This is a genomic window from Streptomyces sp. CNP082 (genome assembly GCF_059570535.1).
The window spans coordinates 268211-293078 of record NZ_JCANSZ010000006.1; the positions used below are offsets into that span (position 1 = coordinate 268211).

The following is a 24868-nucleotide window of genomic DNA, read 5'->3' on the forward strand; positions in this document are numbered from 1 at the left end:
CGGCACCGATGCACCACCGCCGTAAGTGAGGTCACATCATGACCGAACCGCACGTCATGGAATCCCTGCCGCATCCCCTGGCCGAACCGCCCCGGGGCGAGGTGGTCGGAGCCGGCGAGGCCCTCAAGGACCGCATCCACGTGGGGCACCCCGCCCACCACCACACCAAGCTCGACGAGCATCTGCCCGTCGACCACCACCTCAGCAACGTCTACCGCCTCGGCGCCGGCCTCGCCGGGCTCTTCCTGCTGGTGTTCGGCATCCTGGGCCTCTTCAACCGCGTCTGGTTCTTCGACACCGGCGGCGACGAGACCCTCGGCCTGAACACCAACGGCGCGCTCAGCACCCTGTCCATCGCGGTCGGCGTGCTGCTGCTCGTCGGCATGCTCCGCGGCGGCAACTTCGCCTCCACGCTCAACATCGTCGTCGGCGGGCTCTTCGTCCTCAGCGGGTTCGTCAACCTGGCCCTCCTGGAGACCAGCGCGAACTTCCTCGCCTTCAAGATGCAGAACGTGCTGTTCAGCTTCATCCTGGGGGTCGTCCTGGCGGTGTTCGGGATGTACGGGCGCGTCAGCGGCCGGCTCCCTTACGACAACCCGTACTGGCGCATCCGCGACGAGGAGGCGAAGGCCGACGCAGCGGCCCGGTCCGCCGCCGCTAGCGGCGCCGCGCGACGGTGAGGCCGTCCGCGACCGTCAGCAGCACCGAGTCCATCCGGGCGTCCGCGACCACATGGTCGTTGAACGCCCGGATCGCCGCGGTCGCACCCGTCGCGTCCGGGTCGACGACCCGGCCGTGGAACAGGACGTTGTCCACGACGATCAGTCCGCCGGGCCGCATGCGCGGCACCAGTTCCTCCCAGTACGCGATGTAGCCCTGCTTGTCCGCGTCCAGGTACGCCAGGTCGATGTGCGGCTCCGCCGGCATCGCCCGCAGCGAGTCCGCGGCCGGCCCGAGCCGCAGCTCCACGCGCTCCGCGACGCCGCCCTTCTCCCACGCCTCACGCGCGTACGCCGTCCACTCCTCGGAGACGTCGAGGGCCACCAGCTTCCCGTCGGCGGGCAGCGCCTGGGCCATGGACAGCGACGAGAACCCGGTGAAGGTGCCCACCTCCACGACGTGCCGGGCGCCGACCAGCCGGACGAGGAACGCCAGCAGCGGTCCCTGCTCCTGCGCGGACTGCATGCTCGCCGAATCCGGGAAGCGCGTGTGCGTCAGCTCCACGAGATCGCGCTGCACGGCGTCCAGCGGCGGGTTGTGGTCGAGCACGTACTGGTACAGCTCCGGTGTCTGGTCAGGCCGCTTGTCCCGGTCCGCGGGAGTCGAAGTCGTCATGGAAGGCATCCTGCCATCTGCTGGAGAATCCGCTCCCCGGCAGCCACACCGCGCTCGGAGAGCGCGGTGAGGTGCGGCGCGGTCCAGCCGCGGGCGGCCAGTTCGCCGTGGCCGGGCCGCCAGGCGCGGTCGGCGGCGAGGAGGAGGTCGGTGTCGAGGAGGGAGTCCCCGGCGGCGAGCACGGGGGCGGGCGCGAGGCCGGCACCGGGTACGCGGCCGGGGGCCCCGGCGGCGCGTGTGCCCGCCGGGTCCTCCCCCACCGTGGGCTCCCCCGCGGCGGGCTCGCCCGCGGCGGGCTCCCCTGCCGGGTCCTCCCCTGCCGCCGCCTCACCGACCCGCCGTACGACCTCCGCCACCGCCGCGCTCTTCGTCAGCGGGCGCGGCACCGCGTAGATCTTCCGCCCCTGCGCCGATACGGACCAGCCCCGCCGCAGCGCCCACTCCCCCAGCTCCTTCAGCCACTCCTCCGGCACCGCCGCCCGCTCCACCACCAGATACGCGAAGAGGTCCTCCGCCGTACGCAGCTTCCGCAGCCACGCCGGATCCGCCGCCCGCGCCAGGTGCTCGCGGACCTCCGCCAGCGGCGCGCTCCCCGCCGCCAGCTCCCGACCCACCCGCGCCCGCCAGCCGGCGTCGGCCTCGCCGTCGACCAGCAGGTGGCCGCCGTTGGCGCAGATCGCGTACCGCGGCGGCGGCCCGGGCAGCCGGACGCGGGCGTACTGCTCGCGGGTGCGCGTCGTCACCGGTACGAAGTGGGCCCGCCCGGCGAGGCCGGCGAGCAGCGCGGCGGCGGTCTCGGTCATGAAGGACAGCGGCCTGCCCTCGTAGACCTCGACGCACAGCAGGCGGGGTGCGGCGGCGTCGGGCATGTCGAGGGCGAGGGCGGCCGGGGAGTAGATGAGGGTGCGGTCGAGGTCGCTGGCGATGATCGTCATCGGGCGGACTCCCCGGGTGCGGCGGGGGCGGCGGGGGCCGCGGCCGTGTTCGTCGCGGCCGTCGTCTTCGCCGCCGCAGTCTTCGCAGCCGTCGTCTTCGCTTCCGCCGGCACGTCCGGCGCCGCCGCCGTCGCCGAGGTTCCGTCCGCGCCCGTCGCGCCCCGCGTGTACCGCGGGTGGATCAGCCCCACGCACGTGTACGGCAGCTCGTCCGTCTCCTCCACCGGCACCCCCCGCTGCTCCGCCAGCAGCCGTACGTGATCGAGGTCCGCCCCCGCGCCCCGCCGCGCCAGCACGCGCCACGGCACCCGGCGCAGCATCACGCGCGTGGTCTCCCCCACACCCGGCTTGACGAGGTTCACGTCCCCGATCCCGTACGCCTCGCTGATCCGCTCCACCGCGGCCCACCCCGCCCACGTCGGCTCGCGCTCCGGCGAGGCCGCCATCGGGCGGACGCCGGCGGGGTCGGGGAAGCGGGCGGTGACGGCGTCGAGGAAGTGGCCGGAGAGGTCGTCGGCGGCCAGTTCGCGGTAGAACTTCGCGCCGTGGAAGTCGGCGGGGCCGATGAGGCCGGCGCGCAGCACGGTACGGGATATCAGGCCCGAGACCGTGGAGTTGAGACAGGCGGAGGGGATGAGGAAGTCCTCGCGGGTGCCGTACGTGTCCACGCAGCGGCCCGGGTCGGCGAGAACGGCGAGCCGGGGGTCGAAGGCGGGGAAGTCGCGGAGCGCGGCGGCGAGTTCGCGGGCGATGGCGCCCTTGCCGGTCCAGCCGTCGACGAACACGACGTCGGCGGGGTCGTGGTGGGCGGCGAGCCAGCGCAGGGCGGTGGTGTCGATGCCGCGGCCCCGGACGATGGAGACGGCGTAGTGGGGCAGGTCGAGGCCGCGCGCGTACCGGGCCCAGCGGCGCATCAGGATCCCGACGGGGGTGCCGGCGCGGGCGAGGGAGACGAGCACGGGGGCGGCCGACCGCTCGGCGAGCACGGTCTCGGTGACCGTGGCGACGGCGGCGGCGATGCGGTCGGCGGTGGCGTCGAGAGCGGAGTGGAAGAGGCGTACGTACTCGGGGCTGGGCTGGTACTCGACGGGCAGCGACTCGGCGTAGTGCGCGCCGCCGTGCTGGATGGCCTCCTCCCGCTCCTCGGTGGGGGCTTCGAGGGCGACTTCGGAGAGGTCCTTGAGGAGCCAGCCGACGTCGTCGGGGGCGTAGGAGGAGAAGCCGGGCCCGCGCAGGGGCTCGGCGGTGCGGGGAACGTACGAGGGGATCACGGCGAGAAGTACCCGGGGGGTGTGCGAGGCGAGCTGGTCGAGGAGCCCGCCGGGGGCGTGCAGGGCGGGGGTGTCGGCGGCGGAGTCGGTGACGGCGACGACTGCGTCATAAGCGGAGCAGCCGGGGTCACCGGAGTCGCGGGCGACGTTGTAGGCGTAGCGGGTATCGGCGGGGGTGCCAGGGGTGTCGTGGGCGGGGAAGGTGAGGCGGCTGCGGATGGCGTAGCCGGGGTGGTCGACGGGGAGCACGGGTGAGCGGGTGGTGGAGGAGAACCGCACCTCGCTGCCGGGGAGGAGGTCCTCAAGGGCGGTGGCGAGCCGGAGGGGCGCGTACATCAGCTCTTCGGTGCCGAGAACGAGCACGCGGGCGGGGTGGTCGGGGCGGTCGGGAAGCGCGAGGGCGTCGGCGATACGGGCGGCCATGGCGGGGAGGGCGGCGCCGAGCCGGTCGCGGTGGGCGGCGGTGAAGCCGTGCCGCCCACCGTCGGGCAACCCGGCAGGCCACCGAAGCGCAACGCGGCACACGAAACCGGGACCTGTTCCCCGACCCCGCCCCCTACGCCCTTGGGGGCGTGGGCGGTACCCCCACTCCCCGAACCCCGCGGGCTCCGCCCCCGAGCCCCCCGGGCACCCGGGCCCTCGGGCACCCGGGGCGGACGGGCCCCCGGCGTCGCCGCCGGGGCCAGAAGGCGCACCGCCCGGCTGCGCCGCAAAGCGGCCAGCCACCCGGCCGCCGGAGGCGCCGGGCGCCGCCGCGCCCCCGCCCTCCGGCAGCTCGACGCCGCCGGCGCCCCCCGGCCCGCCTCCGGACCCGCCAGCCGACGGCCCCCGCGCGGCATCGTCCCCCGAACCCGCCGGCTCGGCTCCGTCCCGCGTGCCCGGCGACGTGGCTCCCGCTGCGCTCGCCGCAGGCGGCTCGTGGGTTGCCACCAGTTCCGCGCCCCTCGCCAGCACGTCCGCCGGCAGTCGCACCGTTCCCGACGCCAGCGACACCACGTCCACCCGCGTGCCCAGCTCCGCCGCCGACTTCTCCAGCGCCCTGCGGTCCTCCTCCGACCGCATGTCCGTCAGTGCCGCGACCACGTACCGCGCCCGCGGGCTCGCCGCGTGCAGGGCCGCGATCGTGTTCCGCAGTGTGCGGCCCGTCGACAGTTCGTCGTCCACCAGCACCAGCGGCCCGTCCCCCCGCAGCAGTCCCGGATCCGCCGGCAGCAGCAGGTGCTCCGTCGCGTGGCTGTGCTCCTCCTCGAAGCCCGCCGCCCGCGGCACCCCCGCCACCTGCCGGCGCGTGGAGTGCAGATACGCCGACGCCCCCAGGCCGTCGGCCACGCAGTGGCCCAGGCCCGTCGCCGTCTCGGCGTAGCCGAGGACCACCGACCGGGCCGCGGCGGCGGGGCCCAGCAGGTCCCGGGCGAGGCCGCCGAGGCGCAGGCCCGCGCCGTGGATGCGCGACGGGCGCTGCGGTACGTGCTTGCCCAGCACCGTGGAGACCAGCAGGTGTGCCCGGCGCGGGTTGCGGCGCAGCGCCAGGCCCACCAGGTCGCGTAGCTCCGCGGGGCCCGACAGCTCCACCCCGAGCCGGCTCTCCACCCACTCGCCGGACCACACCCCGCCGGCACCGCCGGCCGCGCCCGTACCCACACCGGCGTCCGCGTCCGCGCCCATCAGTTGTCCCCCCGGCTCGCCGCCGCCAGCAGCTCCACGAACGTCGTCTCCTCCCGCGCCACCCCGAACACCCGCGCCCGCAGCAGCGTCCGCTCCGCCCAGGTCCGGTGCGGCTTCGCCTCGTTCATCTTGTTCGTGTACGCCGACCGCATCACCCCGCCCCCCGCGCCGTCCTTGCGCACGATGTCCGTCGCGTCCACGTACTCCTCATGGCTCACCACCGACAGCGCGTGCACCGGCGCCACATGGCTCGGGTGGATGCATGTCTTGCCCTGCAGCCCGTTCGTGCGGTCGAGCGAGATCTCCCGCAGCAGGCCGTCCATGTCGTGCTCGATGAGTGCCGCCCGCAGCTCCTCCGCGCGGCCCGCCGCGAACGGGCTGCTGCGCAACTGAGGCTTGAACAATCGTTCCTGCTGGCGGAAGTACTCCCACACGGGCCCCGTGACCGTGAAGCCGCTGCCGTCCGCCCGCCCGAAGACGTTGACCACGTCCCCGATCGCCGCCGCCACCAACTGCACGTCGTACGCCGTCATGTCCGGCGAGCGCCGCAGCCCGTACGCCGCGCAGAAGTCCGTGACCCCGAGCCGTACGGCCAGCACCCGCTCCCGGTACTGCTCCAGCACCCCCGCGATGCCCCGCAGCGCCGCCGCCCGCGACTCCAGGTGCAGCACCTCCGGCGACTCCACCACCGGCATCGCGTACAGCCGCCGGCCGGCCGGCTCGATCAACTGCTCCGCCTTGCAGACCGCCTCCAGGAAGGCGACCCCGTGCACCGCCGTGAACTTCGGCAGCACGAACCCCGACAGCAGCCGCGCCGCCGGCCCGAGGCGCGCGACGAGATCGGGGATCTGGCCCGCCTCGCGGGTGCGGATGAACAGCAGCGGCAGGGCACCGCCGGTGTCCTGCCGCTCCAGCTCCCGAAGCTGCCGTACGACGTTGACCTCCGCCTCGGCCACCTCGTCGTCCGCTATGGAGTCCTCCAGGCACAGCACCATCGACACCACCCCGCGCGCCGCCTGCCCGCGGATGTCGCGCGCCAGGTGCGGGCGGGTGGCGGGGCTGTAGAGCGTCGCGCCAAGTGCCATGGCCAGCTCGGCGGGCGGGGCGTCGGCGGTGAACTCGGCCGGCTCGCGGTGGAACAGCCCGGCACGCACGTCCGAGGAGACGTGCCCGAAGTGGCGCATGTGGTGCTCCGAAGGTCGTCGCGGCCGGGGCGGGGCCGACCTGGGTAAAGGAAGGTCGGGGAAAGGCGATGATTCGGTAAAAAGGACGTCTGAGAGCTCCCCGCCGTTCCCCGTTCGCCCCGCATTGTGGCTCCCGCGGGCGACAGGGCAGGATAGCTCGCATGACGCATGCCATGGCGCAGGGATCCGACATGTCCGTATCCGTCGCTGCGGTACGGGCCGTGCTGCGCTGGACTCCGGGGGCCGGCGTCCCGGACGTGGACGCCTGCGTCATCCTCCTCGACGACAAGGGCCGGGTGCGCTCCGACGCCGACTTCGTCTTCTACAACCAGCCCCGGCACCCCTCCGGGCTCGCCCGCAAGCTGCCGAAGAAGCGGCAGGGCGAGGGGCTGACCGACTCCGTCGAGGCGCAGTTGGCCCGGCAGGACCCGTCGGTGGACCGGATGGTGCTGATCGCGTCGGCGGACGGCGGCACCCTTGCGCGGGTACGGAACCTGCGGGTGGAGCTGCACGACGCCGGCAGCGGCGACGCGGCGGGCGGGGAGCCCTTCGCGTACGTGGACATCCTGCCGGACGGCGGGGCGTCGGCGGCGCTGGTCTGCGGCGAGCTGCGGCGGGCCGGGGGCGGCTGGCAGTTCCGGGCGGTGACGAAGGGGTACGCCACGGGGCTGGTCGGCGCCGCCGGCGAGTTCGGCATCTCCGTCGACGAGACAGACACCGGGCACCACCCGACGCCGGAGTCCGCGGGCGACCCGGCGTCCGGCGGCCAGCCCGCGCCGGGCGCGCAGAACGCCCCGGGGTCGCAGAACGCACCCGCCCAGCAGAGCCAGCCCGCCCCGCAGAGCGCACCCGCCCCGCAGGCCGTCCAGCAGCCGCAGCCCGCGCCCCCCATCGCATACGGCTACCCCCCGGCGTTCACCCTCCCGCCCCAGGGCCCCCAGTTCATCGGCCGCTGATCGCGCCGCCCGCCGGAGACTCTCCCCCCTGGCGCCGCCTCACCGCACCTCGTTCCGACTGCGTCACGGCCGCGACGCCCTGCGTCCGGCTGCCGGAGCCGCGCTTGCCTGGAGCCGCTCGCGGTGGCGGGCCACGGCGTCGTTGTTGGCGCAGCGCACCGAGCAGTAGGCACGCCGGCCGTTGCGGGAGGTGTCGACGAAAGCCAGCGCGCAGTCGCGTCGCGCGCAGCGGCCCAGCCGCTCGGCGTCGGCGGAGCAGATGACGTAGGCGAGTCCGGCCGCGGTGATGGCGCGGATGTGCGCGGCCGGGTCGGCGTTGGTGGCGCTGTAGTGCAGGTGGGGCCGTCCGTCGTGCAGGGAGATGCGGGGGCTGCTCGACGCGTCGGCGAGGAGCGAGTTGACCGCTTCACACCGTTCGTCGAGGTCTTGCCGCCCGAAGCAGGCGGCCAGGCGCCGGCTCCACTTCCAGACGGATTCGGCCTGCGCGGCGGTGAGCGTGCGGTTCACCACGCCGCGCACAGCCAGCAGCGGTTCCAGGTCTGCGGGGCGCGGTGCCGCGGTCAGGTTGACCAGGTCGGCGGCGAGCCGGGCGGCCTCACCGCCGTAATGATTGAACTGCATACGACGATTACACCACCACGTGACCCCGGGCTGTACCGCACCGAGGGCGTAATGGTTGAAGTGTCATAGACCATGACAGCATGTTGGACGCATGACACTCATACCCGCGGCCCCCGTGACGCCGGCACAGGACCGCTGCCCCGTCTGCCAGGAGCCGACCGAGGGAGCAGCACGGTGGTGGACGCTGCGCTCCCGCCACCGCACGTCCGAGGGCGAGGTCGAGTACTGCACCGGCGGCTGCGGTTGCCTCGTCGTCCTGGTGAACGGCGAAATGATCAAAGCTGTCCCCGGCGGCCGTCCGTGAGCACGGGCGGATCCGCCGCCGGGGAGGACGTCACGTCTTCGTCTTGAACCCGCGGCCCCAGACGAGCCCCCAGCCGTACAGCCGGTCCAGCTCCGACTGGAACCCGTACACGTAGCGCACCTCGCGCCGCACCGTCAGCTCGCCCTTCTTGTTCTCGATGAGCAGCACCGCGCACGACCGCGCCTCCGGCGCCCGCTCGTCGAGGGCGATCTCCACCCGCGGCCCGTTGGACGGGTAGAGCGTGACGACGGCCTGGGTGCGGTCGAACGCGGGCGTGCCGTCGTAGATGTAGACGAAGACCAGCAGCCGCCGGAAGGCGTCCTTGTGGTCGAGGTTGACGTAGACCGTCTCCCCGGAGCCCGAGCCGAACCGGTCGTCGCCGCTTAGCTTGATGTACGGCGGGTCGTTGATGTCGCCGAGGAGGTTGCCGAGCGGCTGCACCACGCCCCGCGTCCCGTCCGCCAGCTCGTACATGCACGCCAGGTCGAGGTCGACGTTGACCAGGGCCGGGCCCTGGGCCTGCACCATCTCGGGCTTGAAGAGCTTGCCGGGGTGCAGCAGCGTCCCGCCGCTCCTGCGGGTGCGACCACCGAGGTCGGAGGTGCGCATGCGCCAGGAGAGGTTGATGCGCAGGTTGCCGGTGTCGGATCCCTGCCTGGTCAGTGAGAGCAGCGGCTTGCGCTTGGTGAGCTGCACCGAGTACGACGCGCCCGCGCTGTCGAACTGCGGCACCCCCTCCCGCCGCCAGTTGCCCCAGAACGACACCTCGCACCCCCACACATGAGGAACCCCTCGGGCCCGGTCGGACGACCGGCCCCGAGGGGAATCCTTACCGCATCGGACCCCGCGCGGAACCTACACGCGGGAGGGAAGCTCCTTTTAGGCCGGTTCACCGTCGCCGTCCCCGCCGTCTCCGCCCTCGCGGGCGATGCGCCTGTTGCGGCGGACGGAGGAGTAGAAGGAGAGGGCGATGAGGGTGACGCCGATCAGCCCGGTGATGACCTCGTGGATGTGCCACTTGATGGTGATCAGCAGGAGGGCGGCCAGGGCGCCGATCGCGTAGTGCGCGCCGTGCTCCAGGTACACGTAGTCGTCGAGCGTTCCCTGCCGGACCAGGTAGACCGTGAGGGACCGGACGTACATCGCGCCGATGCCCAGGCCCAGCGCCATCCAGAAGATGTGGTTGGTGACCGCGAAGGCTCCGATGACGCCGTCGAAGGAGAACGAGGCGTCGAGCACCTCCAGGTAGAGGAACATGAAGAACGCGGCCTTGCCCGCGAGCCCGATGACGGACGGCTGCTGGCCGGAGCGCCTGGCCGCCTCCTCGGCCTCGTGCTCGCGTTCCTCGTCCTCTTCCAGCTTGTCCTCGAAGTGACCGGACAGACCGCCGACGATGAGGTACGTGATGAGGCCGGCGATACCCGCCGACATCACCGTCCCCGATTTGTCAACATGGTGTCCGCCGTGTTGGAGGGCGGTGGTGGCGATGGTCATCGCGGTGGTCAGCAGCACGATCAGGGCGATGCAGACGGCGATCGCGTCGATCCGGCCGACCTTGGAGAGGGGCTTCTCGATGAACGGGATCCAGACGTGCTCCCGCTTGTCGAAGAGGAACTCCAGGAAGATCATCAGCAGGAACATCCCGCCGAACGCGGCGATCGACGGGTGCGCGTCGGTGACGAGCTGCTCGTACTGGTCGGGGTCGTCCAGGGCCAGCTCGACGGCCTCGATCGGCCCGACCTTGGCGGTGATGGCGACGATCACCACGGGGAAGACCAGGCGCATGCCGAAGACGGCGATGAGGATGCCGACGGTGAGGAAGATCTTCTGCCAGAAGGCGTTCATCTTCTTCAGCACGCCGGCGTTGACCACGGCGTTGTCGAAGGAGAGCGAGATCTCCAGGATGGAGAGGATCGCCACCAGCAGGAACGCTTCCCACCCCCAGAAGATCGCGGCACAGGCGAGGCCCGCGGCGGTCACCGCGAAAGACCAGCCGAAGGTTTTCAGCAGCACTGGTAGTCGTCCATTCTCGTCGTGTGTCCTTCCGTCCCCGCGACGTGGCACGGCACCGGGCTGTCGTCACCGTACCCGCAGGGTTCACCCGGATCCGGCACGTAGGTCTTGCCCCCATCCTCCCTGGCGGTGTCAAGCCCCCGCACTGCCAGGGTGCGGAAGCATCGCGGGCCGGCCCACTGCCGGATCGTGCAGGATCCTCGCCGGGTACGTCCACCCTGCCGGGCGCCCGGCCGCTCGCCAGCCCGGCGCCGCGGCCCGTCAGGCGGGGGCGAGGTCCTTCAGCGCGGTCACGTACTCGTCGAGGTCACGGGCGTCGGGCAGGTCGTTGACGACTGTCCAGCGCACCGTGCCCGCGGCGTCGATGATGAACGTGCCGCGGACCGCGCAGCCCTTCTTTTCGTCGAAGACGCCGTACGCGCGCGCGGTGGCGCCGTGCGGCCAGAAGTCGCTGAGCAGCGGGTAGCCGAAGCCCTCCTGGTCGGCGAAGACGCGCATCGCGAAGGGTGTGTCACAGGAGACGGCGAGGAGCTGGACCTCGTCGTTGACGAAGGCGGGCAGCCGGTCGCGCAGCGCGCACAGCTCCCCCGTGCACACGCCGGTGAAGGCGAACGGGAAGAAGAGCAGGACGACCGCCTTCTCGCCGCGGTAGTCCGAGAGCCGCACGGTCTCGCCGTGCTCGTTGCGCAGCGCGAAGTCCGGCGCCTTCGTGCCGGGCGCCAGCGCCTCGATCCCGTCCAGTGCCATGGGTGACCTCCGGTCCTGTCGGTCTGCCGAACCTGTACCGGGTCACGAGCCTACGGCCGGGGCGTACGCGGCTCCGCGCCGGGATCCCGTCGCGCCGGCCGGGATCCCGGCCGCACGGCACCGCGGGACCGCCCGGAGCGGTCCCGGTGAAAGGCGTGTCAGCGAAGAGGTGTATCAGCGCTTGTTGCGGGCCGCCTTCGGGGTCACCAGCCTGCTGCCGCTCCAGTCCTTGCCCGCGTTGATGCTCTTGGTCTGGGCCAGTCCTGCGGTCTGCGCCGCCTCGCCGATGTCGCTGGGCTCGACGTAGCCGTCGCGGCCGGTCTTGGGCGTCATGAGCCAGACCGGGGCGCCTTCGTCGATCATGGTGGTGGCGTCCACCAGCGCATCCGTCAGATCGCCGTCGTCGTCGCGGAACCAGAGCACGACTGCGTCGGCGACGTCGTCGTACTCCTCGTCCACGAGGTTCTGCCCGGTGATCGATTCGATGGCCTCGCGAAGCTCCTGATCGGTGTCGTCGTCGTAACCGATCTCCTGGACCACCTCTCCGGCCTGGAAACCCAGCCTGGTGGCGGGGTTGGTCCGCTCCTCCGCGTGGTCCGCGGTCGCGCTCACGGATTGCCTCCTGCTCGTGTGCTTGTGTCTTCCGATGTCATCCGAAACCAGCATCACACCCGCGCGCACGCGGGGGCGATGGGCGTAGTCCACACGTGCCGGGCGAATCGCGCAAGTACCCGGCGGTCGATCCCGCCCTATGGAGGGCACCCCTGGACCAGGGGGCGCAGTCGCCCGGGATGCCTCCGGGTACGCTGGCGATCAGCCCGTACGGCCGCTGGCGGCCGTCCCGGTGGAACCTCGGTGGAACGACGGCGGGGTTACTAAACAGTAGAGATGACGTGGCCGCAACCGCGGTAGACCATGGGAATCAGGGCGAGACCCCTCATCCGTGAGCAGTCCGATTACCGATACGTACAGCAAAGGGGCAGCGTGGCTTCCGGATCCGATCGCAACCCGATCATCATTGGCGGCCTTCCCAGCCAGGTCCCGGATTTCGATCCCGAGGAGACCCAGGAGTGGCTCGACTCGCTCGACGCGGCGGTCGACGAGCGGGGCCGGGAACGAGCCCGTTATCTCATGCTCCGCCTGATCGAACGGGCCCGCGAGAAGCGTGTGGCCGTTCCCGAGATGCGCAGCACGGACTACGTCAACACCATCGCGACCAAGGACGAGCCGTTCTTCCCCGGCAACGAGGAGATCGAGCGGAAGATCCTCAACGCCACCCGCTGGAACGCGGCCGTGATGGTCTCCCGGGCCCAGCGCCCCGGCATCGGCGTCGGCGGGCACATCGCCACCTTCGCCTCGTCCGCGTCCCTCTACGACGTGGGCTTCAACCACTTCTTCCGCGGCAAGGACCGCGGCGACGGCGGAGACCAGGTCTTCTTCCAGGGCCACGCCTCCCCCGGCATCTACGCCCGCGCCTTCCTGCTCGACCGGCTCAGCGAAGCGCAGCTCGACGGCTTCCGGCAGGAGCACTCCCGGGCCCCGCACGGCCTGTCGAGCTACCCGCACCCGCGGAACATGCCGGACTTCTGGGAGTTCCCGACGGTGTCCATGGGCCTCGGCCCGCTGGCCGCCATCCACCAGGCCCGGATGAACCGGTACATGCAGGCCCGCGGCATCGCCGACACCTCGAACTCGCACGTGTGGGCGTTCCTCGGCGACGGCGAGATGGACGAGCCGGAGTCGCTGGGCCAACTGTCGCTGCCCGCCCGCGAGGGTCTTGACAACCTCACCTTCGTGGTGAACTGCAACCTCCAGCGGCTCGACGGCCCGGTGCGCGGCAACGGCAAGATCATCCAGGAGCTGGAGTCGTACTTCCGCGGCGCCGGCTGGAACGTGATCAAGCTGGTCTGGGACCGCTCCTGGGACCCGCTGCTGGCCCAGGACCGCGACGGCGCGCTGGTCAACAAGCTGAACACGACGCCCGACGGCCAGTTCCAGACGTACGCCACCGAGTCGGGCGCGTACATCCGCGAGCACTTCTTCGGTGACGACCTGCGGCTGCGCAAGATGGTCGAGGACATGACCGACGACCAGCTCCTCCACCTCGGCCGCGGCGGCCACGACCACCGCAAGGTCTACGCCGCGTTCAAGGCCGCCGTGGAGCACAAGGGCCAGCCGACCGTCATCCTCGCCCAGACGATCAAGGGCTGGACCCTCGGCCCCAACTTCGAGGGCCGCAACGCCACGCACCAGATGAAGAAGCTCACGGTCGAGGACCTGAAGCGGTTCCGCGACCGGCTCCACCTGCCCATCCCGGACAAGGACCTGGAGGACGGCCTCCCGCCGTACTACCACCCGGGCCGGGACTCGGAGGAGATCCAGTACATGCACGACCGCCGGCAGGGCCTCGGCGGGTACGTGCCGACGCGCGTGGTGCGCTCCCAGCCGCTGAAGCTGCCGGACGACAAGACCTACGCGGCCGTCAAGAAGGGCTCCGGCACCCAGTCGATCGCCACCACGATGGCGTTCGTCCGGCTGCTGAAGGACCTGATGCGGGACAAGGAGATCGGCAAGCGCTTCGTGCCGATCGCGCCGGACGAGTACCGCACGTTCGGCATGGACTCCTTCTTCCCGAGCGCCAAGATCTACAACCCGCTGGGCCAGACGTACGAGTCCGTGGACCGCGAACTGCTCCTCGCCTACAAGGAGTCGTCCACCGGCCAGCTCCTGCACGACGGCATCTCCGAGGCCGGCTGCACGGCCGCGCTGACCGCCGCCGGCACCGCGTACGCCACCCACGGCGAGCCGCTGATCCCGGTCTACGTCTTCTACTCGATGTTCGGCTTCCAGCGCACCGGTGACCAGTTCTGGGCGATGGCCGACCAGTTGGGCCGCGGCTTCGTCATCGGCGCCACCGCCGGCCGCACCACGCTCACCGGCGAGGGACTCCAGCACGCCGACGGCCACTCCCAGCTCCTGGCCTCCACGAACCCGGCGGCCGTGGCGTACGACCCGGCGTTCGGCTTCGAGATCGCCCACATCGTGCAGGACGGCCTGCGGCGGATGTACGGCTCCTCGCCCGAGCACCCGCACGGCGAGGACGTCTTCTTCTACCTGACCGTCTACAACGAGCCGATCGTCCACCCGGCCGAGCCGGAGAACGTCGACGCCGAAGGCATCGTCAAGGGCATCCACAAGCTGTCGCCCGCGACGGCGGGCCGGGTCCCGGCGCAGGTCATGGCCTCCGGCGTGGCCGTGCCGTGGGCCCTGGAAGCTCAGCGGATCCTGGCCGAGGAGTGGGACGTACGCGCCGACGTGTGGTCCGCCACCTCGTGGAACGAGCTGCGCCGCGAGGCCGTCGAGACCGAGCGGCACAACCTGCTGCACCCGGAGGAGGAGCAGCGGGTGCCGTGGGTGACGCGGAAGCTCGCGGGCGCCGAGGGGCCGTTCGTGGCGGTGTCGGACTGGATGCGGTCCGTACCCGACCAGATCGCACGGTGGGTGCCGGGCACGTACCAGTCGCTGGGCGCGGACGGCTTCGGCTTCGCCGACACCCGCGGCGGGGCGCGGCGCTTCTTCCACATCGACGCGCAGTCGATCGTGGTCGCGGTGCTGACGGAGCTGGCGAAGGAGGGGAAGCTGGATCGCTCGGTGCTCAAGCAGGCCATCGACCGCTACCGGCTCCTCGACGTCGCCGCGGCCGACCCGGGCGCGGCGGGCGGCGACGCCTGACGCCTCCCGCCGGAGGCGGCCGGGTCGCAGGGCCCGGCCGGCCCTGCGCCGCTCCGCCGTGCCGCTGGCCGCGGGGTCTCCGTAGCATCGGCCCATGCACAGTAAGCCGGACAGTGTCCCCGAGCACGCGGACGCCGGACCCGCCGCCGCGCCCGCAGGGCCCGCCGTCCCGCCTCCCGGCCCCGCCGCCGCGGACGCGGCGCCCGCGCCGCCGCCGCGGCTGGCGGCGTGGGAGCGCCGCACCCGCCGCCCGCTGCTCGGGCTCGCGCTGGTCTTCGCCGCCGCGTACGCCGTACCGGTCCTGGACCCCGGGCTGCCGGACGCGCTCCACACCGCGTGCCGGGCCGCGACCTGGGCCGTGTGGGCGGTCTTCGCCGCGGACTATCTCGTACGGCTGCGGCTGGCGGACGACCGGTGGCGGTTCGTACGCACGCACGTGCTCGACCTCTGTGCCGTGCTGCTGCCGCTGGTCCGGCCGCTGCGGCTGCTCCAGCTCGTCTCGGCGCTCCTGCTCACCGGCCGGCTCGCGACGGCCGCCGCCCAGGTCCGGCTGACGACGTACGTGGCGGGCTCGGTCCTGGTGCTGTGGCTGTTCGGCGCGCTCGCGGTGCTGGAGGTGGAGCGGGGAAAGCCCGGCGCGAACATCCACACGCTGGGTGACGCCGTCTGGTGGGCGTTCACGACGATGACCACGGTCGGGTACGGGGACCTCGCCCCGACGACGGGCCTGGGGCGGCTGCTCGCGATCGGGCTGATGATCTCCGGCATCGCGCTGCTGGGCCTGGTCACCGCGAACATCGCGGCGTGGTTCATCTCGCAGGTGGACCGGGAGAACGAGCACGAGGAGCAGCAGACGGAGCTGCTGCGGGAGCTGACCCGGGAGGTGGCGACGCTGCGGGCGGAGGTCCTGGCCCTGCGGCAGACGGAGGCGGACACAGCGGTACGGGCGGACGGAGCGGACGGCGCCGTGCCGCGGCCGGCGACGCCGCGGGAGTGACGGCCGGTGCGTCCCGTCCCCCGCACGCCGGCCGCACTGCGGTGCGGGCGGCGCGGGCGGGGGCGCGGCGCCGCGGCTCCGTGCCCGTAGGACGGGACGCACCCCGCAGTGCAAACGCACTCCGGCCCCCGTTGCTCCCGGCCCGCCAGCGCGCCCGCTGCCCCGCGGACCCCCGCCGCCGCTGACCGCAGCGCGCCCGTCCCCGCTCCCGCCTCCGCTACTCCCGCCCCGCGGACGTGAAGCTGACGTCCGCGCTCCGCGGTCCCGCGACCTGTCCGGCCAGCGGCTCCAGCAGCGCCCACTCCGCCTCGGTCAGCTCGATCCGGGTCGCCGCGGTGTTCTCCTCCACCCGCGACGGCTTCCGCGTCCCGGGAATCGGCACGACCGTCATGTCCCGCCGCTTCGCCTGCCCGTGCACCCACGCGAGCGCGATCTGCGCCGGCGTCGCACCGTGCGCCTCGGCGATCTCCCGCAGCGGCGCGAGCAGTTCGGCGTTCTTCGCGGCGTTCTCGCCGGTGAAGCGGGGCTGCGTGCGGCGGAAGTCGTCGGCGGTCAGCTCCTCCTCGGCGTTGACGAACGAGCCGGTGAGGAAGCCGCGCCCGAGCGGCGAGTACGGCACGAAGGTGACGCCCAGCTCCTGCGCCGCGGGCACCGCCGTCCGCTCCACGTCCCGGCTGAAGACGGACCACTCCGACTGGATCGCGGCGATCGGGTGCACGGCGTGTGCGGCGCGCAGCTCCGGGCCGGTGACCTCGCTCAGCCCGAGCTGCCGCACCTTGCCCTCCTGGACCAGCTCGGCCATGTAGCCGACGGCGTCCTCCAGCGGCACCCGCAGGTCACGGCGGTGCATGTAGTACAGGTCGATGGTCTCCACGCCCAGGCGGCGCAGGCTGGCCTCGATGCAGGCGCGCAGGTACGGGCGGTCGTTGCGGATCAGGCGCTTCGTCGGGTCCTGCGGGTCGACGGTGATCGAGAACTTGCTGGCCAGGGTGACCGCGTCCCGGTTGGCCCGGATGAAGGGGGCGATGAACTTCTCGTTCTCGCCGTCGCCGTACATGTCGGCGGTGTCGTACAGGGTGACGCCGAGTTCGAGCGCGCGCTCCAGGGTGGCGCGGGCGGCGTCGGCGTCGGTGGGCCCGTACGCGAAGCTCATGCCCATGCAGCCGAGGCCCTGGACGCCGACCTGGGGGCCGTCGGTGCCGAGCCGTACGGTGTCGATGGGGTTGTTCACGGCATGCATCGGGAGGCTGCTCCCTCGTAGAAGTCGATCTTGAAGTCGAGGACGGCGAGCGTCGACTGCAGATCGGCGATCTGCTGCCGGACGGCCTCGCGGTGTTCGCGGAAGAGTTCGATCCGTGCGGTGAAGGTCTCCTCCCCGGCCCGCACCAGCTCGGCGTAGCGGACCATGTCCGCCACCGGCATCCCGGTGAGCCGCAGCTTGCCGATGAGGTCGAGCCAGTCGAGGTCACCGTCGGTGTAGAGGCGCTGGCCGGTGTGCGACCGGTGCACGTCGTTGAGCAGCCCTATGCGCTCGTACCAGCGCAGGGTGTGCGCGCTCAGCCCCGTGTACGAGGCGACCTCGCTGATGGAGTAGTGCTCTTGGCCCACGGGGCGCACCCGGGCCGCTGTGGTCAGGCTCATTGCCGGCTCCCCACTCTCGACGCGATCGAAGCTACTCAGTTGGAGTGCGCTCCAAGCAACAACTTAAGCCCGCGTTAGGCTCGGCGCATGGACAGCCTGCCCGTGATCGACTCGTGGCCCGTCGAAACGGCGGCGGCAGCGGCCGTACGCGCCGACGGCTCGCTCGCCGGATCCCACGGCCCGACGGACCACCGCTTCTCCCTGGCGTCGGTGACGAAGCCGCTGGTCGCGTACGCCGCACTGGTGGCCGTCGAGGAGGGCGCGATCGAGCTGGACGAGCCGGCGGGACCCGAGGGCTCGACCGTACGCCACCTGCTGGCGCACACCTCCGGGCTCGGCTTCGACGAGCACCGCGTGATGGCCCCGCCCGGCACCCGCAGGCTGTACTCCAACGCCGGCTTCGAGGCCCTCGGCGACCACCTCGCCAAGGCCACCGACATACCGCTGGCCGAGTACGTACGGGACGCGGTCTTCGCACCGCTGGGCATGACCGCGACGACGCTGGACGGCTCGGCGGCGTACGCGGCGACGTCCACGGTGGCGGACCTGGCGCGATTCGCGGGCGAGCTGCTGGTGCCGCGGCTGATCTCGGACGAGACGCACGCGGAGGCGACGTCGGTGCAGTTTCCCGGGCTGAAGGGCGTACTGCCGGGCTACGGGCACATGAACCCGAACGACTGGGGCCTGGGCCTGGAGATCCGCGACGGCAAGTCCCCGCACTGGACGGGCGCCTCTTCCTCCCCGCGGACGTACGGGCACTTCGGCCAGTCGGGCACGTTCCTGTGGGTCGACCCGGAGGCGTTCACGTCGGCGGGCCAGGGGGCGGCGTGCGTGGCGCTGGCCGACGAGAAGTTCGGCGACTGGGCGACGCGGGTGTGGCCGCCGTTCACGGACGGGGTGCTGGCGGAGCTGGCCAGCGGGAAGTGACCTGACCTCTGTCACCGGTCGGCGCTAAGACTTGATCCGCAATTCACCAGAGGGTGAGCTGTGGACTGCGCGCCGTGCGGGGACCGGGCTTTCCGGCGTGGTCGCGCACGGGGCGCGGCTCATCCAGGGTTGCTCGGTTCTGCTGTCCGGCGGTTCGGGGAGCAGAGGCACCACGTTGCCGTGGTACTGCCACGCGTCCCGCACCCCGAGGGGTGTTCGGGCTCGGTGTGGTTGACTCCCGCAGCGCTTCTTCCAGCGCTTGTGAGTATGTGATCTGGGCGTGCCGGGACATGGTGGTGTCCAGGTACGCGGTCTTGGGGTCGTCCACCTCTTCGAAGCGGACGAACGCTGCGAGGGCGGCGGACACGAGGTCGCGCTTGCCGACGAGGCCGCACGCGATGCACCTGTGCTCACGGTCACGGAGCGTCTTGCGTACGCGCTCACCACACAGGCAGTGCTGTGACAGGGCCGTTGACCAGGTGGAGGCCCGCACGAGCCTTCCCCCGGCGGCTTCGCACTCGGCCTTGAGAGCGGAGATCAGCATCCCGGGCGTGGTCTGGGAGAGGCGCCTACCCCACAGCCGGTACCACGTGCGGATATCGCAGTCCTCTACCACGAGCACCGGGCCGTGGGCGGCGATGATCTCCCGCGCTACCAGCCGGGCGCGGTGGCGGCGGTGCTCCGCCATGGAGGCGGCATGCTCGGCCTGCCGGGCGCGCCGAGTGCGGTAGTTGGCGGACAGCCGGTCGCGGCGGAACGCTTGTTTCGGCACCCCATCGGACCGTGCATCACGGGCACCACCGGGCACCGCTACGGCCTTGGGAGCGAGGCCCTGGGCCTCCCGCCGAGCGGCGCGCTTGGCCTGCCGTTTCGACAGCCCGTACTGCGCGGTGTTCGTAGCCCGCCGTGAGCGCTCCAGCGCCCTGGCCCGGCCCCGCCGCTTCTTCGCGGCCTTCTTCAGCCGCGCCCGCTCCTGGTCGGTGAGCGTGATCTCCGTGGAGACCGGCGTGCTGCCCTCCAGGCTGGCGGGGAGGGAGACGATCGACAGGTTGGACACGTTGCCGTCCACCCCGCCGATGCGGTCGAGCTGGGCCGCCCGGTCGCGCATGGCGCGTACGGCCGGGGAGGAGTATCCGGGGCCGAGGACCATCAGGTGCGCCTCGTCGTCAGACCAAGAGCAAGCCGTTCGCCAAGAGGCGGGCACGGGCCGAACACGGCATCGCCCGCCTCAAGGACTTCAAGGTACTGCGCCGCCACCGCCGACGCGGTGAGACGATCAACGACACCACCCGCGCCATCGCGGTGCTGCACAACCTCAAGATTGACTGTGCGTCATTACGGAACAGCTCTTAGGCTGTTCGGTCCGACTGGGAGGGGAGGGATCGCATGCTTTTCGGACTCGGCAGCGCGATAGAGAAGTTGGTGACGGTCGCGGGGGTGGTGGTCGCGGCGGTCGCGGTGGTGAAGCTGGCGGAGGAGACGGAACCGGCGGACGCGGCGGCGGGCGCGGCAGGGGACGGCGCGCCCGAGGACACCAGGCCCGCGGAGGCGTGAGGAACGCCTAGGTCTTGGGCGGTTGGCCGGGGACTGCGTGCCCGGGGAAGGCGTCCTGTAGCTCGAACCAGACGGTCTTGCCGATCCCGTACGGCCGCGGATAGGCACCCCACCGCGACGCCAACGCGGCGACGAGGGCGAGCCCGCGGCCGGACTCGTCGTCGGGCCCGGCCGCGCGCGGCGTGGGCAGTTCGCCTGCCCCCGCGTCGGATACCTCGACACGCAGGCCGGCGTCGCCGAGCACGCACCGGGCGGCGATGTGCCGACCGCGCGGAGCGCGGGCGTGGAGGCAGGCATTGGCGAGCAGCTCGCTGACGAGCAGCACTGCGGTGTCGGTGGTGTCGGGCGGCAGCTTCCACTCGCGTGCCTGCTGGGCGAGGAGAGCCCGGCCGCGGGCGGGGCTGCGGCGGCTGGTGGGGAGGCACCACACGATGTCGGAGGGTAGGGGGGTGGGATCTTTGAGATTCACGCCTCACAGAGTGACTTCGGCTCGCTACTGTGAGTAGGGACAGGGGGGTCTCACGACCTCCGCGCCCCTCAATGACGAGGTGAATGCGGTGACGACGCTCGAAAACTCCCAGCCCCCGGTGCAGTGGCGCTACTGCGGCAACCAGACGAAGCGGTGGCGGACGCGCGCGGGCGTCAGCCGCGAGGAGCTGGCGACGGAGGCGGGGTACACCTACGACCACGTGAAGAAGATGGAGCAGGGGAGCCGACGCCCGACGCCGCGGTTACTGCAGGTGGCGGATGAGATGTGCGATGCGCAGGGGCTGTTGGTGGCGGCGCTGGGGTACTTGCAGCCGGAGAAGTTCGCGTCGTACTCGGCAGAGTTCATGACGTACGAGACGGAAGCGGTATCCCTGATCTCGTACGATCCACGGTACATCCCGGGCCTGTTGCAGACGGAGGAGTACGTCCGGGCGGTGCTGGCCTCGCGCCAGCCGCCGTTGGACGAGGAGACGCTCGAGGAGCGGGTCAAGGCACGGCTGGAACGGCAGAAGCTCCTGGCCATCCTGAACCGTTCGTTCAGCTACATCATCGAGGAGGCGGCGCTGCGGTGCCGCTTCGGCAGTGAAGAAGCGTACAAGCGGCAGCTACGCCACCTCTTGGAGATCGCCGAGCAGCGCAACGTCACCCTCCAAGTGATGCCCTCCGACCGTGGCCTCCACCCGGGATTCCGGGGCCCGTTCGTCATCGTGGAGACGCCGGAGCACGAACATCTCGCCTACGAGGAAGGCCAGACGACCGGAGTCCTCTACGCTGATCCTGAGAAGGTCAGCACCGTGATGCGTCGCCATGACATGATCGCCCGCGAGGCCCTGAGCCCGCGGGACTCCGTACGGTTCATCACGAAGCTCCTGGAGGAGCGATGACGGACAGGCTCGACTGGTTCAAGTCCAGCTACAGCAACAGCGAAGGCGGCGCGTGCGTCGAAGTCGCCGTCGCCTGGCGCAAGTCCACGTACAGCGACGACGAAGGCGGCAACTGCGTCGAGGTCGCCCCCGTCCCCGGCGCCATCCACGTCCGCGACTCCAAGGACCCGGACGGCCCCCACCTCTGCTTCACCCCCGAAGCCTGGTCCGCCTTCCTCACCCACGCCACCACCACCGCAGGTCAGTAGGCAAGCCGGAGAGCCTGCGACATCAACTCGCCGTCGTCGAGGGCGAAGTGCCGGTGTGCAGCACATCGTGCCCGTACACCGCCTCGCCCAGCTCGACGCGACGATCGAGTCGCAGGCTCCACCCGGCGTCCATGACGTCGAAGCGGCGCCCGGAACCGCCGATACGGGCGGACGGCCAAGAGCGCCCCCGGCCCGCCCGCGTGAGACGGCCGGCCGCGTGCCAGGGGCGGCCCCCCGAGAGACCGCCCCTGAACAGCCATCAGGCCACTGCACTCCGGCTGCCCGGACTCGTCCCGGGCCGGACGGCGGAGTCAGGCCGGCCCGTCGCCCGGGGTGACCGTCATGCCGATCGACCCGTAGTCCGAGCCGACCTGGTTGTCGCTGTAGAACTTCACTCCGGACGAGGCCGAGGTGACTTCCATCACCCGGGTCGAGGAGCCCACGAAGTCGTTGCGGGTGATCGCCACCTGGTCCGGCCCGTCCAGCTTGATGGACTGGTTCCAACTGTCGCCCATCTCGTTGTCCGCGACGATCCAGTTCTTCATGCCGTCGGTGTTGCCACCGGAGTTCCCGCCGCGGCCGTAGTCCTCGGCCATCAGCCACTGGTGGATGCTGGGGATGCTGTCCTCGCGGTCCGGGTTCGGCGGGCCGACGGCCTTGTTGCCCCGGATCTGCACGTCGTCACTGGCGATGGGATGCGAGCTGGACACCCACGTCTGGATGAAGTCGGTGTGGCTGTCGCCCGGGTCGCCGGTCACGAAGTCGACGGCGGTGTTGTAGAGGATCTTGTGGCGGTCGCCGAAGAACGTGATGGCGTTCAGGTCGCCGGGGCCCTCGACACCCTTGATGTCATTGTTCTGGATGGTCACGTTGGTGTTGTCGTCCGAGTAGATGCCGTACTGCTGCTCGGCGTCCACCCGGCAGTTCTGGATCACCACGTGGTCGTCTTCGATCAGTACGCCGCCGCGGATGGTGTTGCCCTGGCAGTCGTAGACCTTGGGCGCGGACGACGTGCCGCCGGAGTCGATCTCGTACCGGGAGTCCTGGTCCGGTACGAGGATGGCGCCGGGCGGCGTCGCCACACCGCCGACGCCGAGGGACTGCTCGGGCGGAATCGGATCGTCGCCGGGCGTTCCGGACACGGTCGCCTCCGAGATGCTCGTCCACGTCGAGGAGTCGGAGGAGTCGTTGCCGTACCCGACGATCCGCACGTAGCGGGCGGATGCGGCGGCGAAGTCGTACGTCTCGAAGTCGCTGGTGCTGCCGCTGCTGGTTTCCCGGGACAGCACCGTCGACCACGCCGAGCCGTCCTGGGAGAGCTGGACGTCGAACGTCGCCCGCCGGTCGTCCCCCTCGTACCAGGCGAGCGATACCGAGTCGACGGTGGCGACCGAACCGAGGTCGAAGCGGATCCAGACCCCGTCACCGGCGCCGGACCACCGGGTGGACAGGTCGCCGTCGATCGCGTTGGCCGGCTCGTTGCCGTCGTCGGCGCTGGCCGTCGCCGTGGTGATGGGCAGCGTCGCCGCCGATGCCGTCGGGCTGAGCAGCGCCATCGAGCCGAGCGCCGTACACGCGCACAGCGCGGCGGTCAGTACGGGTCTCACCGGTAAACCTTTCCTCGTCGTCGTCACCGTCATCGTCGTCACCGTCCTGTCGGGGCGTACGAAATGTTCACGTGCGTCTCCTGGGAGTGAGTCGCCTGATGCCCGCGAGGGCACGGCCGGCGGCGGGCCGGGCCGCCGCCGGTCGTGCCGCGCGTCCTACGGAGCGCTCGGGCCGACGTCGGCCCCGGTGAGCGGGGTTCGCGCGACGGCGGCCGACGAGCGCTCGTCGGCCCCGGCGTCGGCGACGCCGGCGCGGGCCTGGCCGTCCATGTCGTCGGTCACGAACGCGTAGTCGCCGGTGCCGCCGTCGATCGCCGGGCTGCCGGCACCGATCCGCTGGACCGGTCCGTCGGGGTCCAGCAGCGGATCGGCCGCCCTGACGGCGTCGGAGGGCACGTCGACGCCGACGGTCGCCGAGCCGGTCGGCCAGGCGACGTTGCCGGCGTAGGTCATGTCCTCCGGCTCCATCAGCTCGTTGAACAGCTTGCCGCGGCTTCCCGTGACCACGTTGTCGGCGACGACCGAGTCGACCGGCGCGAGATCGTAGTTGGCGCCGATCTCGATGTTCGACACGTTGTTCACGAAGGTGTTGTTCACGACGGTCGCCCGGTAGACACGCCAGTGCGCACTCAGTGCGCCGGAGGTGTCCACGTCGCCGCCGTCGAGCTGCAGCGCGGCGTCGTAGCCGGAGCCGGTCAGGCCCTCGAAGTAGTTGTTGTAGATCTTGTGGTCCTGGCCGTAGATCCTGATTCCTCCGGTTCCCGCCTTCCCCTCGCCGAGGAAGAAGTTGCCGTAGAAGGAGCCGCGGTTCCCGTGCCGTTGTGACAGCACGCCCTGCGAGGTGCGGAACGTGTTGTAGCGGACGATGTTGTCGTTGCTCTTCACAGAGACGATCTCCGGATCGCCGTCGCAGTTCTCGAAGAGGTTCGATTCGATGACGGTGTGTCCGTTCGACCGGGAGATCGCGCTCTCCCCGACCCGGATGGCCTCCATCTCGTTCTCCGCGCGGGGGCCGATGTCGCGGAAGTGGTTGTGGTCGATGAGGTCATGCTGCGACTGCTGGGTGTCGGAGCCGTCGATGGTGATGAAGTTTCCCTGCTGGTGCTTCTCCTCGAACAGGTTGTGATCGATCCGGTTGTGGTGGCTGTTCTCCCCCTGGATGATCACCCACTTCAGCGAGGACTCCTCGGTCAGCCGGAAGTGGTTGCGGGTCAGTCGCACGTTGTTCGAGCTGGTGATCTTCAAGGTGTCGCTGTTCGTCCACTTCAGCCCTTCGAAGGTGACGTAGGAGGAGTCGAGCACCTCCAACTGCCCGTCCTCGATCTCCGCCCGGTGGCGGTTCTCCGCGACGACGGTGATGGGCTCGTCGGCGGTTCCGTTCTTGCCGCTCATCTTCCCGATTGAGTACGCCCCGTCCGCGAGGACGATACGGTCCCCGGCACGCGCGTCCCCCAGCGCGTCCTGGAACTCGTCGGAGTCCGCGACCGGGACGGTGCGGCCGGGGCCGGGCCCCGGGTCCTCGCCGCCTCCGCCGTCCTCCCCGTGGACAGTCGTCTCGGTGATGCTGGTCCAGTCGTTGGAGGTGTTGCCGTGCCCGACGATGCGCACATAGCGGGCGGAGGCGTCGGCGAAGTCGTAGTTCTGCGGCTGGAGGGTGGTCCCGCTGCTTTCCTTTCCTGACAGGACCGTCGTCCACGACGATCCGTCGTCGGACAGTTGGACGTCGAAGGTGTTCTTCCTGGTGTCTCCCTGGTGCCA

Annotated in this window: 24 protein-coding genes; 9 read left to right on the forward strand and 15 right to left on the reverse strand. The window is 71.4% G+C overall.

Features of this window, described 5'->3' with window-relative positions; genetic code table 11:
* The first annotated feature begins 38 nt into the window (after nt 1–38).
* Complete coding sequence (locus B124_RS08220) at nt 39–680, forward strand: DUF4383 domain-containing protein (RefSeq protein ID WP_496502001.1); 642 nt, start codon at nt 39–41, stop codon at nt 678–680.
* Here B124_RS08220 and B124_RS08225 read toward each other — a convergent pair.
* From B124_RS08225 to B124_RS08240, 4 genes are read right to left on the reverse strand one after another with little or no spacing between them, the layout of a single operon-like run.
* Nucleotides 658–1335, reverse strand: coding sequence for an O-methyltransferase (locus tag B124_RS08225; RefSeq protein ID WP_496502002.1), 678 nt, complete (start codon nt 1333–1335; stop codon nt 658–660). The two genes, B124_RS08220 and B124_RS08225, sit on opposite strands and share 23 nt — an antisense overlap.
* Nucleotides 1332–2270 carry an HAD family hydrolase gene (locus B124_RS08230; RefSeq protein WP_496502003.1) on the reverse strand — a complete coding sequence of 313 codons (939 nt, stop codon included), beginning with the start codon at nt 2268–2270 and terminating at the stop codon, nt 1332–1334. The genes B124_RS08225 and B124_RS08230 overlap by 4 nt, the downstream gene beginning before the upstream one ends.
* On the reverse strand, nt 2267–5206 hold the full coding sequence (locus tag B124_RS08235; RefSeq protein WP_496502004.1) for a phosphoribosyltransferase: 2940 nt from the start codon (nt 5204–5206) through the stop codon (nt 2267–2269). The genes B124_RS08230 and B124_RS08235 overlap by 4 nt, the downstream gene beginning before the upstream one ends.
* Nucleotides 5206–6390 carry an HpcH/HpaI aldolase/citrate lyase family protein gene (locus B124_RS08240; RefSeq protein ID WP_496502005.1) on the reverse strand — a complete coding sequence of 395 codons (1185 nt, stop codon included), beginning with the start codon at nt 6388–6390 and terminating at the stop codon, nt 5206–5208. Before B124_RS08240 ends, B124_RS08235 begins: the two co-directional genes overlap by 1 nt.
* Before the next feature lie 161 nt (nt 6391–6551).
* On the opposite strand from B124_RS08240, the gene B124_RS08245 reads away from it, so the two are divergent.
* Nucleotides 6552–7346 (forward strand): TerD family protein, encoded by a 795-nt coding sequence (locus B124_RS08245; protein WP_496502006.1) that lies wholly within the window; start codon nt 6552–6554, stop codon nt 7344–7346.
* Nucleotides 7347–7409: 63 nt separating this feature from the next.
* Here the strand turns inward: B124_RS08245 and B124_RS08250 are convergent, their stop codons facing one another.
* Nucleotides 7410–7967 (reverse strand): CGNR zinc finger domain-containing protein, encoded by a 558-nt coding sequence (locus B124_RS08250; protein WP_496502007.1) that lies wholly within the window; start codon nt 7965–7967, stop codon nt 7410–7412.
* Between the two features lie 91 nt (nt 7968–8058).
* On the opposite strand from B124_RS08250, the gene B124_RS08255 reads away from it, so the two are divergent.
* Nucleotides 8059–8271, forward strand: a complete 213-nt coding sequence (locus B124_RS08255) for a hypothetical protein (RefSeq protein ID WP_496502008.1) — start codon at nt 8059–8061, stop codon at nt 8269–8271.
* A gap of 30 nt (nt 8272–8301) precedes the next feature.
* Here the strand turns inward: B124_RS08255 and B124_RS08260 are convergent, their stop codons facing one another.
* The 4 genes from B124_RS08260 to B124_RS08275 form a co-directional block, all read right to left on the reverse strand.
* Nucleotides 8302–9036: a TerD family protein gene (locus tag B124_RS08260; protein WP_496502009.1), complete on the reverse strand. Its 735-nt coding sequence runs from the start codon at nt 9034–9036 to the stop codon at nt 8302–8304.
* 114 nt (nt 9037–9150) lie between these two features.
* A complete protein-coding gene (locus tag B124_RS08265) occupies nt 9151–10284 on the reverse strand; it encodes a DUF475 domain-containing protein (RefSeq protein ID WP_496502010.1) in 1134 nt (377 codons plus the stop codon).
* A gap of 261 nt (nt 10285–10545) precedes the next feature.
* On the reverse strand, nt 10546–11031 hold the full coding sequence (locus B124_RS08270; protein WP_496502011.1) for a peroxiredoxin: 486 nt from the start codon (nt 11029–11031) through the stop codon (nt 10546–10548).
* 174 nt (nt 11032–11205) lie between these two features.
* Complete coding sequence (locus B124_RS08275) at nt 11206–11643, reverse strand: DUF3052 domain-containing protein (RefSeq protein ID WP_496502012.1); 438 nt, start codon at nt 11641–11643, stop codon at nt 11206–11208.
* A gap of 372 nt (nt 11644–12015) precedes the next feature.
* Between B124_RS08275 and aceE the strand changes: the two genes are divergently transcribed.
* Both aceE and B124_RS08285 read left to right on the forward strand, forming a co-directional pair.
* A complete protein-coding gene (gene aceE, locus B124_RS08280; RefSeq protein WP_496502013.1) occupies nt 12016–14763 on the forward strand; it encodes a pyruvate dehydrogenase (acetyl-transferring), homodimeric type in 2748 nt (915 codons plus the stop codon).
* Nucleotides 14764–14857: 94 nt separating this feature from the next.
* Entirely contained in the window at nt 14858–15760 is a 903-nt protein-coding gene (locus B124_RS08285) for a potassium channel family protein (protein ID WP_496502014.1), read from the forward strand.
* A 217-nt stretch (nt 15761–15977) separates the two neighbouring features.
* Here B124_RS08285 and B124_RS08290 read toward each other — a convergent pair whose 3' ends face one another.
* Complete coding sequence (locus tag B124_RS08290; RefSeq protein ID WP_496502015.1) at nt 15978–17000, reverse strand: aldo/keto reductase; 1023 nt, start codon at nt 16998–17000, stop codon at nt 15978–15980.
* Nucleotides 16988–17401 (reverse strand): MerR family transcriptional regulator, encoded by a 414-nt coding sequence (locus tag B124_RS08295; protein ID WP_496502016.1) that lies wholly within the window; start codon nt 17399–17401, stop codon nt 16988–16990. The genes B124_RS08290 and B124_RS08295 overlap by 13 nt, the downstream gene beginning before the upstream one ends.
* Before the next feature lie 87 nt (nt 17402–17488).
* Here B124_RS08295 and B124_RS08300 point away from each other — a divergent pair, with 87 nt between their 5' ends.
* Nucleotides 17489–18328 carry a serine hydrolase domain-containing protein gene (locus B124_RS08300; protein ID WP_496502017.1) on the forward strand — a complete coding sequence of 280 codons (840 nt, stop codon included), beginning with the start codon at nt 17489–17491 and terminating at the stop codon, nt 18326–18328.
* A gap of 43 nt (nt 18329–18371) precedes the next feature.
* Here B124_RS08300 and B124_RS08305 read toward each other — a convergent pair whose 3' ends face one another.
* Nucleotides 18372–19478, reverse strand: coding sequence for a zinc ribbon domain-containing protein (locus B124_RS08305; protein WP_496502018.1), 1107 nt, complete (start codon nt 19476–19478; stop codon nt 18372–18374).
* A gap of 236 nt (nt 19479–19714) precedes the next feature.
* Between B124_RS08305 and B124_RS08310 the strand changes: the two genes are divergently transcribed.
* On the forward strand, nt 19715–19882 hold the full coding sequence (locus B124_RS08310) for a hypothetical protein (protein ID WP_496502019.1): 168 nt from the start codon (nt 19715–19717) through the stop codon (nt 19880–19882).
* Between the two features lie 7 nt (nt 19883–19889).
* On the opposite strand, the gene B124_RS08315 is transcribed toward B124_RS08310, so the two are convergent.
* Nucleotides 19890–20351 (reverse strand): ATP-binding protein, encoded by a 462-nt coding sequence (locus tag B124_RS08315; RefSeq protein WP_496502020.1) that lies wholly within the window; start codon nt 20349–20351, stop codon nt 19890–19892.
* A gap of 88 nt (nt 20352–20439) precedes the next feature.
* Here B124_RS08315 and B124_RS08320 point away from each other — a divergent pair, with 88 nt between their 5' ends.
* A complete protein-coding gene (locus tag B124_RS08320; RefSeq protein WP_496502021.1) occupies nt 20440–21255 on the forward strand; it encodes a helix-turn-helix domain-containing protein in 816 nt (271 codons plus the stop codon).
* Complete coding sequence (locus tag B124_RS08325; protein WP_496502022.1) at nt 21252–21503, forward strand: DUF397 domain-containing protein; 252 nt, start codon at nt 21252–21254, stop codon at nt 21501–21503. The genes B124_RS08320 and B124_RS08325 overlap by 4 nt, the downstream gene beginning before the upstream one ends.
* 311 nt (nt 21504–21814) lie before the next feature.
* Here B124_RS08325 and B124_RS08330 read toward each other — a convergent pair whose 3' ends face one another.
* Together B124_RS08330 and B124_RS08335 are read right to left on the reverse strand one after the other, a co-directional pair.
* The gene (locus tag B124_RS08330; RefSeq protein WP_496502023.1) at nt 21815–23110 is read right to left on the reverse strand and encodes a discoidin domain-containing protein; all 1296 of its coding nucleotides are present in this window, start codon (nt 23108–23110) and stop codon (nt 21815–21817) included.
* 156 nt (nt 23111–23266) lie between these two features.
* A partial coding sequence (locus B124_RS08335) for a chondroitinase-B domain-containing protein (RefSeq protein WP_496502024.1) occupies nt 23267–24868 on the reverse strand: 1602 nt, incomplete at its 5' end.